This window comes from Aquabacterium sp. UBA2148, from assembly GCF_002328915.1.
GTDB classification, from domain to species: domain Bacteria; phylum Pseudomonadota; class Gammaproteobacteria; order Burkholderiales; family Burkholderiaceae_C; genus Aquabacterium; species Aquabacterium parvum.
In genome coordinates this window covers 3,287-3,988 of record NZ_DCXA01000322.1, presented here as the reverse complement: position 1 = coordinate 3,988, position 702 = coordinate 3,287, and the positions used below count along the sequence as shown (strand labels likewise).

Annotated in this window: 1 protein-coding gene; it reads right to left on the bottom strand. The window is 67.8% G+C overall.

Annotated features, from left to right (window positions below; all coding sequences use genetic code 11):
• A partial coding sequence (locus B2W70_RS18060; protein ID WP_286747936.1) for a DMT family transporter occupies nt 1-702 on the bottom strand: 702 nt, incomplete at both ends.

Here is a 702-nt window from a genome sequence, read left to right as displayed (position 1 = left end):
CCGGCAGCAGCCGACGAGTTGTGCCGCGTCGCGTACAGCCCCGAAAGCACGATCAAGGCCGCCCCTGTTACCGCCGAGGCCAGCAAGGGGTCGTCGAACAACACGATGCCGAAAACGAAGGCGTGCACGATACCCAGGTACTGCAAGCTGGCGTTGACCAGCATGGTGCCGCGCGCATAGGCCCGTGTCATCAGCAGCTGAGCGATGGTGGCGAAGGCCCCCACACCGAAGAGCTCCAGCCAGGCGTGCCAGGGGATGTCGGGCAGCGAGCTGGGGTTGCCCTGACCTGGGATCAACCAGATCAAGGCGCCCAGCAGCGTGCCCATGACCGAGAACCAGAACACGACCCGCACCTCGGGCTCGCCTGCACGCCCCAAGGCCGTGACCTGCACATAAGCCGTGGCGGCCAGCATGCCGGAGCCCACGCCCAACATGCCGGCGAAGAGCTGGTCTTGCGCCAGGGTTGGCTGCAGCACCAGGGCCACGCCCAGGAAGCCGACGGCGATGGCGCCCACCAGCCGCAGGTCCACACGCGCGCTGCGCTGAAAGGCCGCGCGCAACAGCAGGAACACCGCGATCCACACCGAGGACATGTAGTTCAGCGTCACGGCCGTCGCCAGGGGCAGGTGGCCGATGCAGTAGAACCACAGCGACAGGGCCAGCACGCCAGAGACGCCTCGCTGCGCGTGCAGGCGGGGCACT